The organism is Actinacidiphila glaucinigra, assembly GCF_900188405.1.
GTDB classification, from domain to species: domain Bacteria; phylum Actinomycetota; class Actinomycetes; order Streptomycetales; family Streptomycetaceae; genus Actinacidiphila; species Actinacidiphila glaucinigra.
Map to the genome: position 1 here is coordinate 18,395 of NZ_FZOF01000034.1, position 16,049 is coordinate 34,443.

The following is a 16,049-nucleotide window of genomic DNA, read 5'->3' on the forward strand; positions in this document are numbered from 1 at the left end:
CAGGATCACGCCACGTGCCCGCCCGAAGCGCCCACCGAATGACTCCTCGCCGACCGAGGCCTGGCAGTTGACGTTCGGCATGGACGCGTCGCGCGGTGTGACCGCGGCCCCCGGGGCGGCTGTGCGGCTCGGGGCCGAGTCGCGCAGCCGCCCTGGGGGCTACAGGCCGTGCATCACGTCGGGCACGATCTACTAGCGAAGGGACCGGAAACCCGCGCGGAGCTCGTTGACGAACAGGGCCGGCTGCTCCCAGGCGGCGAAGTGACCACCCTCGTCGAGCCTGTTGTAGTGGACGAGGTTCGGGTAGGCCCGCTCGGTCCAGCTCTTCGGGGGCTGGAAGAGCTCGTCGGGGAAGACGCTCACGGCGACCGGGAGCTTGACGCCCTTCGGCGCGAAGAACGGGGAGATCCGGTTCTCGGCGTACAGACGGGAAGCGGAGATCGCGGTGTTCGTCAGCCAGTAGAGCGTGATGTTGTCCAGGACATCGTCCCGGGACAGGCCTTCGGTCACCCCGTCGAAGGCCCGGGAGATCATCTCCAGGCTGGCCGCGTCGTGGTCGAGCAGGAAGGCCGCCAGGCCGACCGGAGAATCCGCCAGGCCGGTCAGCGTCTGCGGGCGGGAGGCCATCATGTAGGCGTAGTAGACGTGCTTGTAGAAGAAGTCCAGCTGCTCGACGGCGCGCTTCTCCTCGTCGTTCACCAGAACCACGCCGGGCGGCAGGGGGTTGCCGGTCGATACGGCCTGCTCGATGACGGGCGGGAACACACACGCCAGATTGGTGTGGATACCGACGAGGCCCTCGGGCTCCTGCACGCCCATCATCTCGGTGATGAGCGCACCCCAGTCGCCGCCCTGTGCCACGTACTTGGTGTAGCCCAGGCGCTTCATCAGCTCGGCCCAGGCCTGGGCGATGCGCTCCGGGTCCCAGCCGGTCGAGGTCGGCTTGCCGGAGAAGCCATAGCCGGGCATCGAGGGGATCACCAGGTGGAAGGCGTCCGAGGCGTCGCCGCCGTGGGCGGTCGGGTTCGTGAGCGGCTCGATGAGCTTCATCTGCTCGATGATCGTGCCCGGCCATCCGTGCGTGACGATCAGCGGCAGGGCGTTCTCGTGCTTCGAGCGGACGTGGATGAAGTGGATGTCCAGGCCGTCGATCTCGGTGATGTAGTGCGGCAGAGCCTTCAGCTTCGCCTCGGCCTTGCTCCAGTCGTACTCCGAAGCCCAGTACCGCGCCAGCTCCTGAAGGGTGGCCAGCGGGGTGCCCTGCGAATGGTCCGCGACGGTCTCCTTCTCGGGGAAGCGAGTCGCGATGATCCGCGCGCGCAGGTCCTCGAGCTCCGACTCCGGGAACTCGAACGTGAACGGACGGATCGCATCCCGGTCAGGGGTGACGGACATGTTGGTCTCCACGATGTCTAAGTGATGTACAGAAGGAAGTGGGATGTGACGTCGAGTTCGCAGACGAATCCGCACGTTGTCAATCCTGCTTGCCGGCGCAGCGGGCCGAAGCCTGCTCTGCCTTCCGGCGCACTTCCATAATGGGCCTGGGGCGCCGCATCGGTAATCTGGATAATGACCTAGATTCCGCAGAGGCGGTGCTGTTTTTCCTAGGTAACGTGACGCGGTACCGTCGGCGAGGGTCAGAGCAGTCATGTGACGGAATTCCGCGGTCGTCGCCGTGGTGACGGGCCCGGCAAGGGAGTTTCCGCTTCATTGTGCGCGGTCACGAAGGGATCACACGTCAGCACGGTGCCGGAACTGCCCCATGTTTACGCCCCTGCCCCACGCCGGTGACCGGCGCCGCGGACAGGCAGAAATTCCGCGGTGTTCGCCCACGCCCCAATGACTGCCGGCCGCCTCCGGCAGCTGACGGGACCGCGTCCAGACGTCTGGGGGCGCCCGCACTCCGGCTTGGGATTCCATCGGCTGCCAGGCAGCAGAGCGATGCGAGGGCGTGGTGCAGGCCGACGGCCGTGAACTGCGCAGCCTGGCCGCGGACCTGAACGATGCGCGCATGCTCCGGGGTGGGTTCCGCTGTCCGTGCCCCCTGAGCCCTCCTGCTCCGACCCGGCCGCACTACAGGCAAATCGAATGACACCCGGGGCAGTTGCACGGCCAGGCGACAAGAACGACGGTGTCGCAACGGACCCCTTGGCGAGACCTTCAGATTCGGCGATGAGAGCCGACGCAACTTGGAGGCCGTCCACTCCCCCACCGCACCGCCAGCGGGCGCAGCTCGGACGCAACAGCCCTTTCAACGCCATGAGGGTCCCTGCCTACTTTCAGGCAGGGACCCTCACGTGGACGCGACGCAACCGTCATACAGTCAGCAACTGCCTGGTGCGCCGCAGGAAGCTTGGCGAATGCTCGATTCCGACCCATTGCGTGAGGGGCGGGTTCGAGATTGTTCCCGGCCATGATGAAGACCGGCGTCGCGGTGGCGGTCGCTGGGGGCCGATGGCCGCGCTCAGGGCGAAGGTTCCGCTCCGCACGAGGGCGTCATACCCCGCAGTGACAAGGCTGCTTGCGCTGAGTTGCACAGAGGATGACCAGCGCATCCAGGCCGAAGGAGCCGCCTCAGGCGTCTGCCCGTTTCGGCAGCCGCCAGTTCGGGCGCGGAAAGTGACAGGTGTAGCCGTCCGGATAGCGTCTCAAGTAGTCCTGATGCTCTGGCTCGGCCTCCCAGAAGGTGTCGGCCGGTACGACATCGGTCACCACGTTGCCCGGCCACAGGCCAGATGCCTCGACGTCCGCGATGGTGTCCTGAGCGATCCGCCGCTGCTCGCCGTCGAGATGGAAGATGATCGAGCGGTAACTGGCGCCGACGTCGTTTCCCTGCCGGTTCTTCGTCGTCGGGTCATGGATCTGGAAGAAATATTCCAGGATGGTGCGGTAGTCGGTGACAGCGGAGTCGAAAGTGATCTCGATCGACTCTGCATGGTTTCCATGGTCGAAATAGGTCGGATGGGGCATGTCACCGCCGCTGTATCCCACCCGAGTGCTCACGACGCCGGGGAGCGTCCGGAGCAGGTCCTGCATGCCCCAGAAGCAGCCGCCCGCAAGCCATGCTTTTTGCTGGAATTCAGTCATCGCTGTTGGTCCTTCTTCCATGTTCGGGAACACCCGCGCATACGGGCCGGTGCCGGCCCGAGGCGATTTCTCCGGGTGTATCTGTCGCAGGCGACATGCTCTGCCGGCCTTCTCCAGGGGTCGCGTCCGCTCGCAGGGAAGGTGCCGGGTTGAAGAAAAGGACGGGTCCCGCGCTCCGGTCCCCCGCTGTCGGGGCGCGGGGCCGGAGCAAGGGGGTGCGGGACCCGCCGTTTGAGGGGGCCGTATGAGAATCGGCTCGGTACCCGCTGTTCAGGCGTTCGCGTCCGGTCCGGGGTGCTCGTGGACCTGGTGCGCAGCGTGGCCGCGTGCCCCGGGCGGCCAACCAGCTCGTTGAGGAGCAACTCGGCCGCCCGGCGGGCTGGGGTCTGTGCAGTCGTTTGTCGACGGTGGATTACCGCAGGGATCGGAAGCCCGCACGGACCTCGTTCACGAGCTGCTCAGGCTGCTCCCAGGCGGCGAAGTGGCCACCCTCGTCGAGCCTGTTGTAGTGGACGAGGTTCGGGTAGGCCTGCTCTGCCCAGCTCTTGGGGGCCTGGTAGACCTCGTCGGGGAAGACGCTGACGGCGACCGGGAGCTTGACGCCCTTGGCGCCGAGGAACGGGGTCTTGTTCTCCGCGTAGAGACGCGCTGCGGATATCCCCGTGTTCGTCAGCCAGAAGAGCGTGATGTTGTCCAGGACGTCATCCCGGGTGAGGCCTTCGGTCTGTCCGGCGAAGGCGCGGGAGATCATCTCCAGGCTCGGCGCGTCGTGGTCGAGCAGGTAGGCCGCCAGGCCGACGGGCGAATCCGCGATTGCGGCCAGCGACTGCGGGCGCGAGGCCATCATGAGGAACTGGGCGATGTTCTGGTACAGGTGGCCGACCTGCTCGACCGCGCGCTTCTCCTCGTCGTTGGCCAGAACGACGTCGCGGGGCAGCGGGTTGCCGACCGCGAGCGCCTGCTCGACGGCGGGCGGAACCGTGCCGGGCAGGTTGACGTGGATGCCCACCAGCCCGTCGGGCTCCTGAACGCCCATGAGGTCCGAGATGATCGCACCCCAGTCGCCGCCCTGGGCCACGTACTTCGTGTAGCCCAGGCGCTTCATCAGCTCGCCCCAGGCACGCGCAATGTGCTCGGCGTCCCAGCCGGCCGAGGTCGGCTTGCCAGAGAACCCGTAGCCGGGCATCGACGGGATCACCAGGTGGAACGCGTCCGAGGCGTCGCCGCCGTGGGCCGTCGGGTTCGTGAGCGGTTCGATGAGCTTCAGCTGCTCGATGACCGAGCCGGGCCATCCGTGGGTGACGATCAGCGGCAGGGCGTTCTCGTGCTTGGAACGAACGTGGATGAAGTGGATGTCCAGGCCGTCGATCTCGGTCATGAAGTGCGGCAGGGCCTTCAGCTTCGCCTCGACCTTGCGCCAGTCGTACTCCTTGGCCCAGTAGCGCGCGAGTTCCTGCATCGTCTCCAGCGGCACGCCCTGCGAATGGTCCGCAACGGTCTCCTTCTCGGGAAAGCGCGTCGCCTCAATGCGTGCACGCAGCGCTTCGAGCTCCGACTCCGGGAACTCGAAGGTGAACGGACGGATGGCGTGCTGGTCAGGGGTGACGGACATGGTGGTCTCCTTGATGTCTGCGTTATTTGCAGGAGAAGGCGGGATGTGACGCCGAGTTCGCGGACCTGTCTGCGACTCGCCTCTCTCCGCCGGCCGGCGCTGGGCCGTGTGACCCGGCCCTTCTTTCCGGCGCACTTCCATGATGGTCACGAGATGCCGCCTCGGTAATCTGGCACGTGACCTAGATTCCGCAGGGGCGGTGTCGTGCGTCCCCGGTAACCTGACGCGGTACATCGTTGGTGTCACGGCCAGTCGTTCGACTTACCCACTACCTTCAGCGTTGCCTCTCCGGGTGAGGACGGCTGCGGCGATTGACGAGAATCGATCAGGGCTGCATCGAACTCTGCGGAAGACACACCCGGACTTCAGACGGGCGACGCCTCGTTCCACCGAGACCCGCCGCCCCACTGCCGCCGACATGGTGCCCCAGCGTCATCCCCCGGACGGGCCGCCCCGTCGGACCCGTACGGTCAGCCGGACGGCGAAGGCGCCAACCGCGCCCCCTGTCGGCGCGTGAAGTGTGCGACGAACCAGCACTTGGCGTCGTTACCGGGCCCAGCGCCGTGAGCGGATGCCGAAGGACGCCGCACAGTACGGTGGCCTGGGTGCACGGACGTGTCCGGTAGCTGGTCTGGCAGAAGATGCCAGTGAGGCGGTCGTGGCATCGGCTATCGCCCGGTGGGCGGCGCGGGAAGGCGTGACCGTTTCAGCACCAGTGTTCTGAGGGGGCTTGCCGGACGCCGCCGCCCCGGCGCCCTGTGCCGCTCGTCAGCCGAAGCGTACGGTGCGGTGTGGGCGGATCGCAGCGGTGACGGCGTCGGCCAGGGCCGGCACCTCGTCCGCGGTGAGAGGTGAAATGGTGATGCGGATGCCGGGCGGCGAGGAGAGCCGGAAGCGCGCGCCGGGTGCGACCGCCCAGCCTGCCTGCAGCAGTCGGGTCACCACCCCGGTCTCCTCCGGTACCGGCACCCAGACGTTCATGCTGCTGCGGCCGTAGGCCGTGACGCCGCGGTCGGCCAGTGCCCGCACGAGACCGCCGCGGCGCGCGGCGTACGCGGCGGAGACCGCCGCGACGTCCACGGCGTCGGTGCGCCAGAGGTGGGTCACCGCATGCTGGAGCAGGTGGCTCACCCAGCCAGGGCCCAGGCGGTAGCGGCCGCGGAGCCGGTCGAGGGTCAGGGGGTCGCCGGTGAGGACGGCCAGGCGCAGGTCGGGACCATAGGCCTTGGCGGCCGAGCGGACGAGCATCCAGTGCCGTGTACTGCCGGAGAGCGGGTGGAGCGGCAGTTCGGTGAGTCCGTGCACGTGGTCGTCGTCGATGACGAGGACCTGCGGGTGGTCCGCAAGGATGGCGCGCAGGTCCTGGGCGCGGGCGGCCGAGATCGTGGCGCCGGTGGGGTTCTGGCCGCGGTCGGTGACGATCAGCGCCCGCGCGCCCTGCCGCAGGGCGACGTCCACGTCGTGCGGCAGGGGGCCGTCGTCGTCGACACCGATCGGAGTCGGCCGCAGCCCGAGGGCGGGGACGAGGTCGAAGACGCTGCCCCAGCCGGGGTCCTCCACCGCCACCGCGTCGCCGGGTCGCAGGTGGGCGGTGAGTGCGCGCTCCATGGCGTCGAGCGATCCAGAGCTGAGTCCGACCGGGCCGTCGGGGACGCCGTCGGCGTCGAAGGCGGCGCGGGCCAGACGCCCGAGCTCGTCATCGACCGGAGCCTGTCCGTACAGCATGGGTTGCCGGGCGTGCCGGGCGGCAGCCTCGGCCAGTGCCTCACCGAGTGGCGGGAGCAGCGCGGGGTCCGGATTGCCGGCGGAGAGGTCGCGCACTCCGGGCGGCACCTCCAAGCGGATCTCGTCGTGCGCGGTGATGGCGGGACGCGGCCGCACCCGGCTGCCGCGCCGGCCCGCGGTCTCGATGACGCCGCGGTCGCGCAGCAGGCGGTAGGCGGCGGCGACGGTGTTGGGATTGACGCCCAGTTCGGTGGCGAGCTCCCGCAGCGGTGGGAGAGCGGTACCCGGCGTAAGCGCGCCCTGTCCGACGGCCCGCTCGACGCTCGCCGCGATCTCCGCCGCGCCCCGACCCGTAAACGTGTACTCTCCTATCACAATATCCATTATGCGCTAGTTCAAAAGGATCGCGTGACACCTCCCCCACCCGCCACGGTGATGCCTGCACCGCCACTGACCGCACTGCCCCGACCCGCTGCCGCGAGCGCGCCTCGTACGACCGCGACCTGGTGCACGCGATCCTCGACGCGGACTACCCATGCCACCTCGGCTTCGTCCGCGACGGGGCGCCGGTCGTGCTGCCGACCCTCTACGCCCGCGTCGGCGAACGGTGCTACATGCACGGCTCCGTCGGCTCCCGGCCGCTGCGCTTCGCCGGCGAGGACGCCGCACTCGCCGTGTGCCTGGCCGTCACGCACGTGGAAGGGCTCGCGCCGGCCCGGTCCGCCATCCACCACGCGATCAACTACCGCTCTGTGGTGGTGCGCGGCATGGCCTGCCAGGTCACCGAACGCTCAGGCGCGTTGGACGCCCTGATCGACCGCATCGTGCCCGGTCGCGCTGCGGCCTCCCGCCCCGCGAACGCCAGGGAACTGGCCGCCACCGCCGTGGTGGCCCTCGACCTCCACGAGGTCTCCGCCAAGGTACGCACCGGTGACCCCAACGACGACCCTGAAGACCTCTTCCTCCCCCACTGGGCGGGCGTGCTCCCCGTGATGCGAACCTACGGGAAGCCTGTACCGGCCGACGACCTCGACCTGTCGATCAGCGTCCCTGGCTACCTCACGGAACGCTGACGCACGTCCCACGTATTACCCTCCGTCACTGAGACCGCGTCATCGAGGACTTGCGCAAATTGGTTCCGGACAACGTGACTTGACGTGGCGCGTGTCGGCCGGATCGGTCAAGAACGAGCCGCTCGGCCGCTGCGTCTCCTCAGCACCTGCCGCGTTCAGCATCGAGCCGACTGTCGGCAGAGCCGGTGACCGCACCTCGGATGCAGGTGACAGGGGTCACGGCTGTCGTTCCGGGCGGCCGGAACACCCCAGATCCATTGACTGTTACATCCCGCGGGTGCCGGAAAAGGGATGTATGTCCCCAGCTCGGCCTCGCGGCGTTGCAGCCAACCCCGCACCTCCCCTTCTTCCCGACTCTGCTGTAAGGATCGACTTCTGTGCCGTATGACATCGAAAAGCCGGACAAGCAGTGGCGCGCCGAACTGGCCCCTGCCGAGTACCAGGTCCTGCGCCGCGCCGCCACGGAGACGCCCTTCACCGGCGAGTACACCGACACCAAAACGAGAGGCGTCTACTCCTGCCGCGCCTGCGGCGCTGAACTCTTCACCTCCACGGAAAAGTTCGACTCCGGCTGTGGCTGGCCCTCCTTCTACGACCCGAAGGACAGCGACGCAGTCGAACTGGCCGAAGACCGGTCCTACGGCATGGTGCAGACCGAGGTCCGCTGTGCTCGCTGCGGCTCTCACCTCGGGCACGTTTTCGAGGGAGAGGGATTTGCCACCCCGACCGACCAGCGCTACTGCATCAACAGCATCTCGCTGCGTCTGACAACCGACGAGAGCTGATCGTCACGTAGCGCGCTCTCGACGCACTCGCCGAGGAAGACATGAGTCCTCGCCCGACGGTCCGTTCTCCGCCACTGGCCCCATCCAAGCAATCGCGCCCCCGGCGGCCGATCATTTCACGTCCGTCATGGCTGACGGCCATGCCGCGGATCCGCACCGCGGGTGAGGGGCTGATGCCAGGGGAAGGCGTCCGGGGTGGACAGTGAGACCCCGCGCGTCAGGTCGCAGACAGTCAGCCGCGCCCGCTCACAGGCATCGAGGCCGACCGGCACAAGGCGGCCCAGTGCTGATGGCAGTTCGCCGCCGGCGGCGACTCCCCGACCCCGGGCCACTGCCTGTCCTTGCATCACCTGCAGCACAGCGAACTGCGCGACGCCCAGCACTACGCAAGGCCCTTCTGTCAGCGGCATCTGGGCGCGGCCCCCGCAACGGCAGCTCGACCGAGGGCACCGACCACGCCAGGCACGCGGACAACAGCAAGCTCTGCCTGACCGCGCTCGACCAGCGGGGCCCAGGCCCGCAAGCCCACCTCGCACGGAGCGCACCCGACTCCATCACGCCGCTCACTCACGCCACCGCCCGAACAATCCATCCGGCACGCGTCGCGAGAAGTGCAGTAGAGCAGAAGCGGGTAGCGGTGCGGTGCCCCCGCTGACCATCAGTGCCCGGCAGATGGGCCTGCCTGCCCGGCGGCCAGAGGCTTCTCCCAGGGCTGACCCGGCGGGCTGTTCCGGCACGGCGCTGTTCGTATCCCGGGCTTCAGTGGGGGCGTAAGCGGCCGCCTGTCGACTGGGCTGCACTAGGCACCGGCGCCGTATGGGCCGCACGGAAGAGGCCCAAGTGACGCAGGGGATCAGTACGCGCGGTCACATCAGGACGTAGGTCTGGTTGACCGCAAGGGAACGCAACCAGTGCGACCCGTGGGAACCCGCAGGAATTGCCACCCGATGAAGCGTTTCTCGATCAAGTAAATACCTTTGGCACTCGTTAAATTTGCAAGCGTTACTTGCGCCAAAGCTAAACGCCACGTACCTTTTCGGTGTGTGGGTCGGCGCTCACTCATCCGCCGACCCCCTGCCCGATCGCATGTGCCCATTGCGGCAGCCGGGCTGTACGTGCCGCTGTGCCGGCACCACCACATCGGTGAACACGCGGCGCACCCTGCGTTGCCCTTTCACCTGTCAAGGCTCATGTCTGAAGGACATCTCCATGGATCTGAAGCTCGAAATGATCGCGCTCCGCGTCTCCACATCTACCGGGCCAAGGCCTTCCGCAGGAAGGCCGGCTTCCGTCTCGACGTCTATTCACGGCCGGTGACGACTTTCGCGTGGCGCACATCACCCCGCCCGCCTCCGAGTGCTCGATCATCTTCGGCAAGGGGATGACCGGCGCCCCTGCGGGTGCGTTCCAGGTTCTGCGCCTCATCGTGTCCGACATCGACGAGGATCACGCAGAACGCGCGAGCCGCGGTATCGGCGTCAACGAGGTCTTCCACGACGAGGGTGGTTACCTCCACCACGGCCACGAAGGCGGCAGGGGCGTCCACGACGGTGAAGTGCAGCGGCGCATCACCGCCTTGCATCCCGATCGCGCGTCCTACGGCTCCCCACCTCACCTTCAGCGACCCGTACGGCCAAGGCTGGGTACTCCAGGAAGTGAGCAAGCGGCTCCGCGACCGCTGACTTCGCCCCGTCCACCCCACCACTGGGCGCCGGACCGGGCTATGCCGTCAGCCGCCGGTCCCGCGCGATACAGCACAGGCACAGCCTGACGGAACGGTGCACGGTCCCGACCCCACGGCGGCACGGAGGTCCGTCGATGGGCCGCCCGCCTCGCCCTTCGGCCGCAAGCGCCCGTGAGCGCCGTGTCGGCAGTCATCCGAGCCTGCACCAGCTGACCCCAGTACCCTCCACACCCCGAACGGAGCAGTGATGAACGAGACCACCCGCACCTACGACGTGATCGTCATCGGCGCAGGGCCGGTGGGCGAGAACGTGGCCGAACGCGCTCGTGCCGCCGGGCTGAGCACCGTGATCGTGGAGCGCGAACTGCTGGGCGGTGAATGCTCCTTCCGGGCCCGCGACGCCAGCAAGGCCCTGCTGCGCCCGGTAGTGGCGCGGGCTGACGCGCGCCGGGTCCCGGGGCTTGCTCAAGCGGTCGCCGGGCCACTGGACGCCGGAGCGGTCCTCGCTCACCGCGACAAGATGGCCTCCTACCGGAAGGACGAGGACCGGGCCGACCGGCTGAACTCGGTCTCCGTCGATCTGATCCGCGGCCACGGCCGGCTCGACGGCCCCCGCAGGGTCCGCGTCGAAACCCCGGACGGGGGCACGATCACGCTCTCGGCGCGGCACGCCGTGGTCGTCTCCACCGGCACTCACGCGGCCGTGCCCGCACTCCCCGGCCTGGACACCGTCCGCGCATGGACCAGTCGTGAGGCAACCAGCGCCGACAAGGTCCCTGGACGCCTGGCCGTCGTCGGCGGCGGCGTGGTGGCCGTCGAGATGGCCACCGCCTGGCAGGCGCTCGGCTCTCAGGTCACCATGCTGGTTCTCGAGGACGGGCTGCTGCAGCGGATGGAATCCTTCGCCGGCCGGCTGGTTACGGACGGCCTGCGGGAGGCCGGCGTCGACGTCCGGTTCACCACCTCGGTGGCCCGCCTGGCGCGTGAGAACGGCGAGGTCCGGATCGCCCTTGCAGACGGCGGGCACCTGGTGGCGGACGAGATCCTGTTCGCCACCGGCCGCGCGCCCAACACCTGGGACCTGGGGCTGGAGACGATAGGGCTCACCCCAGGCGACTGGCTGAAGGTGGACGACACCTTCAGGGTGACCGGCGTCGCCGACGGCTGGTTCTACGCCGTCGGCGATGTCAACCAGCGTGCCCTGCTGACCCACCAGGGCACGTACCAGGCCCGCATCGCCGGCGCCGTCATCGGGGCGCGCGCCGGCGGCGAGGTGGTCGACGACACCCTGTGGGGCACGCATGTCGCCACCGCGGACCACATGGCCGTGCCACAGGTGGTCTTCGCCCACCCGGAAGTCGCCTCCGTCGGCATGACCACTCACGACGCCGTCGGTTTCGGGCACCGGATCAAGGTGGTCGACTACGACCTGGCGCACGTGGCGGGCGCCCACGAGTACGCCGAGGAATACCGCGGTCAAGCGCGCATGCTCATCGACCTCGACCGCGACACCGTGGCCGGCGTGACCTTCGCCGGGCCCGGCGTGACGGAACTGCTGTACTCGGCCACTGTCGCCGTCGCGGGCGAGGTACCGATCGACCGGCTCTGGCATGCCGTACCCGCCTTCCCCACGATCGGCGAGATCTGGCTGCGGCTGCTGGAGACCCACCGGGGCTGAGGCGCCGGGGCCGGACACCGGGCCTTGAGGCTTCCGGCGTTCGCCACCGACCGCTGGCCTCGCCTCCGCGTTGGTCCCCCTGCCGTAGGGCACCTCCTGCACATCGTTCCGCTCACCTGTCGTGAGACCCCGCCTCCGCGATGCGCCTGCTGGGCGATGAGTGCCGACGGGCCTTGGGCCACCTGTCCGTCATGGCTCTGGCCGCCGGTACCGCGTCACGTTACCTAGGAACGACGCCGGCACCGCCACGGAATCTAGGTCACGTTCCGGATTACCGCGCTCACGGCCCGCGCCCATGATTGAAGTACGCCGGGAGACGGGAGCGCGCCACACGGGGGCGCCGAACGGCTCGACACCGAGTTGCCCGGCCGTCCCGGGTCGTGCGGCCCCGGGCGGTGGACTCCCCCGCCAATGCCTGCGGACGCCGGACGTTGCATCCCTGCACTTGATCGCTGCACCGCGACCGCCACCGCGGTGACAGCGGTGCCCATCCCCTTCTGCCAAGGAGGGGTTCCTTGCCAGTTTGGAGAGATACGTGTCTTCAGCAATAGCGGTGCCCGATGACACTTCGTGCCTGCCGACCATCACGGACTGCGCCAAAGGACGACATAGGGGGAAGGCGGCGTCCGAACGTCTGCGAGACCTCTGGCTGAGCGGACAAGGGCGGCATCGCCGTGTCGCAGTGCCCGTCCCCACTCGAGGACAGACATGAACCGCTCGCTCTCTCGCACCGAGCCCGTCGCCCCGATCAGGCACATGGACGGAATGGACGTCGGCAGCAGTCCGATCGAGTGGGCGGTCTGCGAGGAGAGCACGCTCACGCGGTTCGAGCGCCAGACCATGCCCTTCCTCGGCCGATTGCACGCAGCCGCGACGCAGATGGCATCTGCCCATGCCGACCCCGACGAGCTGGTTCAGCAGACATATCTGCAGGCCTTCGAGGCTTTCGAGCTGCTCCCCGAGGGGGCTGGCCTCAAGGTCTGGTTGTTCCGGATCCTCGCCCGCACCGCGCTCGACGCCGCCGGCCAGGGGAACCGGCCCGGGGACTTTGTCCTCCAGCCCACAGCACAAAGCTCGCAAGGGGTCTTTGCTGAGCGGGTTCCGATCCCGGGTGAACACGCGGCTCGGGTCACACAGGCGCTGGACCTCCTGCGCGACGAGGATGTGTCAGCCGCGCTGCAGTGCCTAACGGACGAGGTACGGATCGTGGTCTACCTGGCCGACGCCGAAGACTTCACTCCCGCCGACATCGCGGAGATCCTGGGCATCTTTCCAGGCTCGGTTCGCTCACGGCTCCGGCACGGGCGGAACCTTCTCCTTGAAATTCTCACCGCCGCCGCCCAGCGGCAGGGGCTTCTCGACTGGCGGCACGATCGCGTCCATACCAACTGACGCCCCCGCCCGGGAAGTCACTGGCTCGCGGTGACGTTTGCGGTCAGCCGCTCCAGGAGAGCCTTGACGTTCCCCGCCTCCGTCGCGGTGAGACCTGCAGCCTGCCCGATCGTGGCCGGAATGACCCGCGCACGCTTCCGCAGTTCGGCACCCTGTTCGGTGAGGCTGATCTGCACCGAACGCTCATCACTCGCCTGGCGCTCGCGCCGGATCAGCCCGTGAGCCTGAAGGCGCTTCAGCAGCGGCGTCAAAGTGCCGTAGTCCAGCTGCAGGAGCTTGCCCAGCGACTTGATGGGCAGCGCACCGTGTTCCCACAGCACCAGCATCACCAAATACTGCGGATAGGTCAGGTCGAACTCATCCAGCAATGGCCGGTAGCGGTTGGTCAGGGCCCGCTGCGCGGCGTACAGGGCGAAACACATCTGGTCGTCGAGGAGCAGGCTGACCTCGTCAGCCTCCGCCGCCGGCCGCTCGGCGGCGGGCCGGTTCTCACTCATCGCAGCTCCTCTCCACAAAATGCTTGCGCATTAAACTGTACACCTCACAACTTCAACGCAGGCCATTATATTGCGCGCACTTAAAATTGCCACGCTGCGTCGCGGGTCCTGTGCGCGAAGTACGCGGCACCCATGACGAAGTTGTCCCGCCACGCGAAACCCGATCAGCGGAAATCGCCGTACCGCACTCCTTATTGGCACCGAAGAGGGCCATGTGAATCACGTGCTTGATCGCGTCACCCGCCAAGGCCCTGGCGTGGCGCCGGATGCTCAGCGGGTGAGCAGGGTTCACGGTCACATTACCGATGCTGCAAGACGCGCTTTCGCGGTTGGATCGCCAGACAGACTCGGTGCGCAGGGCGGCCCGCGATACCGGCAGCCACAGCCCTGTCCGACTCCCCCAGCCTGCACCGATTCCCTTCTCCCCCATCAGGAGTACGTGATGCCTGACTGTGCCGGTGTCCCCTTGCAGCAGCCGGTTCTCGAACCGGCTGCTCGCGAGTTCACCGAAGCCACCGCCGCCCCACCGTTCCCATGTGATCTGGGACCGGCGGCGGGCCGTAGGGCGCTGGAGAGGGCCCAGGCCGTGGAGCATCACCATCTTGAGGTGGAGGACACTTGGGTCGCGGTTTCCGGCGGGCCGAAGGGAAGCGTCGCGGTGCGCCTTGTGCGCCCGAGACATGCCGCCGGCCCGCTGCCCGCCGTCTTGTACCTCCACGGCGGCGGCTGGGTCTTCGGGGGCGCGCGCACCCACGACCGCCTGGTGCGTGAACTGGCCATCGGCGCGCGGGCTGCCGTGGTCTTCCCCGAGTACACCCGTTCTCCTGAGGCCCGCTATCCCCAGGCGCTGGAAGAGTGCTACGCGGTCGCCCGATGGACGACCCGCCACGGGCGTGAGCACGGTATCGACCCCACACGAATGGCCGTGGCCGGCGACTCCACGGGCGGCAACCTCAGCGCAGCACTGACGTTGCTGGCCAAGGAACGCGGGGATGTCTCCTTCCGCCATCAGGTGTTGTTCTATCCCGTCACCGACGCGGACTTCGGCACACCCTCCTACCGTCGGTTCGCCGAAGGCTACTTCCTGCGCCGCGATGTCATGCGGTGGTTCTGGGACCAGTACACAACCGACGAAGGGCAACGCGCACAGATCACGGCCAGCCCGTTGCGCGCCACCGAACAAGAGCTCGCCGGCCTGCCCCCGGCCCTGGTCATCACCGCGGAGGCCGACATCCTGAGGGACGAAGGCGAGGCCTACGCCGAGAAGCTGCGCGCTGCCGGAGTGCCCGTGACCACGACCCGCTACGAGGCGACCATCCACGACTTCGTCATGCTCAACGCGCTGTCGGCAACCGATGCGGCCCGCGAAGCCGTCGCCCAGGCCATAACCACCCTCCGGCAGGCGCTTGGCACCGAAAGCTGACTCCAGACGAGCCTGCGGCACGTCACAGTTGCCGGAGCAAGCACTGCCTGGCAGAACGATCGCGCATGGACGTCGCCGCTTCGAGAGACCAAACGCACACGGGAGCAGCTCGAAGCCGTGCACCGGCCTCCGAAAATCACGCAGGCGGGATTCCGGCCGGAGCATGCACGGCCCGGGCAGACCCGGGAGTATCCGCAAGCGCGCCGGCTTGCCCGTGGCACCCCGCACGTTGGCCCGCGGCAACAGCGTCGACCATGACCGCAACCTCGTCCACGGTGCCGACAAGGACAGATGCCAATGTCCGGCAGCGAGAGTCCAGAAGGTACGTGCCGGGCGTCGCGTCCCGTAGCTGATCAACCACCCCGGCCCCAGACGTTCGTGTCGACGGCCGCGCGCCGCAACGCCCGAGCCGGTAATGGCCGCGGCCCCGGTCGGCGGTGACCTGATCGCCGATGATGACGGCCGACGAGCGAGTCGGGACACGTAGGCCTCGACGCCGCCGCGCAGCGGGATGTCCCTTAAGCATGTATTCTCCTAGCGCAAACCACATTACGTACTAGCGCAAAGGGCTCAGTCATTTCCGTCTCGCTCTCCACTGCCGATGCGTACGCAGGCGCCAGCAGCGCCGCGCCGGCCCGGGGCCGACGGCGGACCTGCTGCGATCACAACCTGGTGCCGTCGATCCCCGGTGCGGACCGCTTTCACCGCGTCGCCCCCGTCCGCGACAGGGCGTCCGCCACGCCGCCGGTCCTCCACGCCGGCTCCGGTGAGCGGCTCTACGTGCACGGCCCCACCGGTTCCCGTCCACCGGGCAGCACCGGCGAGGAGGCCGGGCTCCCCCGCCGAAGCGGCGGGCCGGCCGTGGCCCGCACCTATCGGGCGCCCGGGGTCGTCGACGACCTCGACATCCCGGTCACCGGTCCCGGCCACCTCGCCGGGCGCTGACCGCAGCCCGCACACTGACCCCGCCCAAAGCCTCCGCCCGGCCGACGAACAGCCGGCCGTCGACGACTTCGGCCGGCACGGTCAACCGGTCTCGCCGAGGCACCCCCTTCATCCAGGCGCTACATGTCGCCTCCTGAGCCGGGCGCCG

The 16,049-nt window shown here is 68.4% G+C and carries 12 protein-coding genes; 6 read left to right on the forward strand and 6 right to left on the reverse strand.

Translation table 11 applies throughout. From position 1 onward, the window contains the following. Positions 1–192: 192 nt before the first annotated feature. From CHF15_RS38450 to CHF15_RS38465, 4 genes are all read right to left on the reverse strand, one after another. A complete protein-coding gene (locus CHF15_RS38450) occupies positions 193–1,395 on the reverse strand; it encodes an epoxide hydrolase family protein (protein ID WP_089228589.1) in 1,203 nt (400 codons plus the stop codon). A 1,179-nt stretch (positions 1,396–2,574) separates the two neighbouring features. Beyond that, positions 2,575–3,087, reverse strand: a complete 513-nt coding sequence (gene msrA, locus CHF15_RS38455; RefSeq protein ID WP_089228590.1) for a peptide-methionine (S)-S-oxide reductase MsrA — start codon at positions 3,085–3,087, stop codon at positions 2,575–2,577. Positions 3,088–3,499: 412 nt separating this feature from the next. Further along, positions 3,500–4,699 (reverse strand): epoxide hydrolase family protein, encoded by a 1,200-nt coding sequence (locus CHF15_RS38460; protein WP_089228591.1) that lies wholly within the window; start codon positions 4,697–4,699, stop codon positions 3,500–3,502. Positions 4,700–5,467: 768 nt separating this feature from the next. Beyond that, entirely contained in the window at positions 5,468–6,799 is a 1,332-nt protein-coding gene (locus CHF15_RS38465; RefSeq protein ID WP_179280163.1) for an aminotransferase class I/II-fold pyridoxal phosphate-dependent enzyme, read from the reverse strand. A 131-nt stretch (positions 6,800–6,930) separates the two neighbouring features. Here CHF15_RS38465 and CHF15_RS38470 point away from each other — a divergent pair, with 131 nt between their 5' ends. Together CHF15_RS38470 and msrB are read left to right on the forward strand one after the other, a co-directional pair. Continuing rightward, entirely contained in the window at positions 6,931–7,497 is a 567-nt protein-coding gene (locus tag CHF15_RS38470; protein WP_245939276.1) for a pyridoxamine 5'-phosphate oxidase family protein, read from the forward strand. Between the two features lie 377 nt (positions 7,498–7,874). After that, positions 7,875–8,282 carry a peptide-methionine (R)-S-oxide reductase MsrB gene (gene msrB, locus CHF15_RS38475; RefSeq protein ID WP_089228594.1) on the forward strand — a complete coding sequence of 136 codons (408 nt, stop codon included), beginning with the start codon at positions 7,875–7,877 and terminating at the stop codon, positions 8,280–8,282. Between the two features lie 1,300 nt (positions 8,283–9,582). On the opposite strand, the gene CHF15_RS46645 is transcribed toward msrB, so the two are convergent. Then, positions 9,583–9,864: a hypothetical protein gene (locus CHF15_RS46645; protein WP_179280154.1), complete on the reverse strand. Its 282-nt coding sequence runs from the start codon at positions 9,862–9,864 to the stop codon at positions 9,583–9,585. 349 nt (positions 9,865–10,213) lie between these two features. On the opposite strand from CHF15_RS46645, the gene CHF15_RS38485 reads away from it, so the two are divergent. Further along, a complete protein-coding gene (locus tag CHF15_RS38485) occupies positions 10,214–11,644 on the forward strand; it encodes a dihydrolipoyl dehydrogenase family protein (RefSeq protein WP_089228595.1) in 1,431 nt (476 codons plus the stop codon). A gap of 708 nt (positions 11,645–12,352) precedes the next feature. Further along, the gene (locus CHF15_RS38490) at positions 12,353–13,036 is read left to right on the forward strand and encodes a sigma factor-like helix-turn-helix DNA-binding protein (protein ID WP_089228596.1); all 684 of its coding nucleotides are present in this window, start codon (positions 12,353–12,355) and stop codon (positions 13,034–13,036) included. Positions 13,037–13,053: 17 nt separating this feature from the next. Here CHF15_RS38490 and CHF15_RS38495 read toward each other — a convergent pair whose 3' ends face one another. Next, the gene (locus CHF15_RS38495) at positions 13,054–13,533 is read right to left on the reverse strand and encodes a MarR family winged helix-turn-helix transcriptional regulator (RefSeq protein WP_089228597.1); all 480 of its coding nucleotides are present in this window, start codon (positions 13,531–13,533) and stop codon (positions 13,054–13,056) included. A 442-nt stretch (positions 13,534–13,975) separates the two neighbouring features. Here CHF15_RS38495 and CHF15_RS38500 point away from each other — a divergent pair, with 442 nt between their 5' ends. Together CHF15_RS38500 and CHF15_RS38505 are read left to right on the forward strand one after the other, a co-directional pair. Then, positions 13,976–14,956, forward strand: coding sequence for an alpha/beta hydrolase (locus CHF15_RS38500; protein ID WP_089228598.1), 981 nt, complete (start codon positions 13,976–13,978; stop codon positions 14,954–14,956). Positions 14,957–15,628: 672 nt separating this feature from the next. Next, positions 15,629–15,901 (forward strand): hypothetical protein, encoded by a 273-nt coding sequence (locus tag CHF15_RS38505; protein ID WP_089228599.1) that lies wholly within the window; start codon positions 15,629–15,631, stop codon positions 15,899–15,901. The last annotated feature ends 148 nt before the right edge of the window (positions 15,902–16,049 follow it).

Excerpts from the sequence above, each read along its gene's own strand:
- CHF15_RS38450 (WP_089228589.1), bottom strand. The coding sequence starts at position 1,395 with ATGTCCGTCACCCCTGACCGGGATGCGATCCGTCCGTTCACGTTCGAG.
- msrA (WP_089228590.1), bottom strand. The coding sequence starts at position 3,087 with ATGACTGAATTCCAGCAAAAAGCATGGCTTGCGGGCGGCTGCTTCTGG.
- CHF15_RS38460 (WP_089228591.1), bottom strand. The coding sequence starts at position 4,699 with ATGTCCGTCACCCCTGACCAGCACGCCATCCGTCCGTTCACCTTCGAG.
- CHF15_RS46645 (WP_179280154.1), bottom strand. The coding sequence starts at position 9,864 with ATGCAAGGCGGTGATGCGCCGCTGCACTTCACCGTCGTGGACGCCCCT.
- CHF15_RS38485 (WP_089228595.1), top strand. The coding sequence starts at position 10,214 with ATGAACGAGACCACCCGCACCTACGACGTGATCGTCATCGGCGCAGGG.
- CHF15_RS38490 (WP_089228596.1), top strand. The coding sequence starts at position 12,353 with ATGAACCGCTCGCTCTCTCGCACCGAGCCCGTCGCCCCGATCAGGCAC.
- CHF15_RS38495 (WP_089228597.1), bottom strand. The coding sequence starts at position 13,533 with ATGAGTGAGAACCGGCCCGCCGCCGAGCGGCCGGCGGCGGAGGCTGAC.
- CHF15_RS38500 (WP_089228598.1), top strand. The coding sequence starts at position 13,976 with ATGCCTGACTGTGCCGGTGTCCCCTTGCAGCAGCCGGTTCTCGAACCG.